We start from the raw sequence: 1106 nt of genomic DNA, 5'->3' as shown, positions 1-1106 counted from the left end.
CCCGCGGGGTGCGCGGGGCCGCCCGGGGGAGACGGGTCAGGGGGTGGTGGGGAAGTCGTCGGTGCGGATGCCGGCGAGGAAGGACTGCCAGGCCTCGGGGGTGAAGCCGAGGGCGGGGCCGTGGGGGTCCTTGCTGTCGCGGACCGGGATGATGCCGGTGATGCTGTCGGCGACCTCGACGCAGTCGTCGTTGGGGTTGCTGGCGGTTGCCTTCCTCCAACGGATGGGGAGCGCGGAGGCGACAGGGAAGTGGGTCACTTGAGCGTTTCTCTCTTCTGTGCGATGAGGTTGCGCGACTGGTCCAGATCCAAGGCGGTTGCCATGATTTCGTCGAACGCCGCTCGATAGATGTCGACTTGGTCCGGATCCTCCACCCAGTCGCTGATGAGCGTTCCGCTGAGCAGGACCAGGTCGAGATCGCGCTGTCGAAACTCCAGGAGCGCGAACGGCCCGGTCATTCCGGGATGCGGCGGAGCCATGGACGGCATGATCTGGACTTTGATGTTGGGGAGTTGGCTGAACTGGAGCAGCTTGTCCAACTGGTCGGCCATCACGCCCGGAGCGGCACTCATCGTCAGGGCCGATTCGTGGATCACGGCCCACAGCTTCAGCGGGTTCTCGGACCGGGTGAGGACGGACTGCCTGTTGATCCGGACTTCGACGCGCTCCTCGACGCTGGGCTTGTTTATCACGCCACTGGCGATGATGGCGTGGGCGTGGTGGCGGGTCTGCAGGAGTCAGGGGACGTAAGCGGACTGGTAGGACTTGTTGTCGACTGCCGTCTCTGAGCTTCACCAGGTTGACGCCGTTGACCTGGCTGGCCACCTCTTCGGCCGACAGGTTCTTCAGCTCGCGGAGCCTCCTCAGCTCGGCGGCGATGCGTCGATACCGTACGGCTGGCACTGCGACTGCCATCTATGTAACCTCTCCAGGACGTTCAGCTACCAGTGTGCATACGAGTGGTGACGGTTCACCACCACTGGCCGCCCGGGCACCGCATCTACCTCGCGCTCGATGTCGACTCCACCCGTCTCCGGGTCGAGGTGCACGACGCCATGCGCGATCGGCCGCCCGTCCTCGTCGCGCCCGGCCTCTATGTCGAGGCC

Annotated in this window: 2 protein-coding genes; both read right to left on the bottom strand. The window is 65.5% G+C overall.

What is annotated here, in order from left to right:
- Positions 1-36: 36 nt before the first annotated feature.
- Positions 37-258 carry a DUF397 domain-containing protein gene (locus ACFU6K_RS39520; protein ID WP_380671579.1) on the bottom strand — a complete coding sequence of 74 codons (222 nt, stop codon included), beginning with the start codon at positions 256-258 and terminating at the stop codon, positions 37-39.
- Positions 255-734, bottom strand: a complete 480-nt coding sequence (locus tag ACFU6K_RS39515; RefSeq protein ID WP_380671581.1) for a DUF5753 domain-containing protein — start codon at positions 732-734, stop codon at positions 255-257. The genes ACFU6K_RS39520 and ACFU6K_RS39515 overlap by 4 nt, the downstream gene beginning before the upstream one ends.
- Positions 735-1106: the final 372 nt, after the last annotated feature.

Source organism: Kitasatospora sp. NPDC057512 (assembly GCF_042802135.1).
GTDB lineage: Bacteria > Actinomycetota > Actinomycetes > Streptomycetales > Streptomycetaceae > Kitasatospora.
This window is presented reverse-complemented; position numbering and strand designations above follow the sequence as displayed.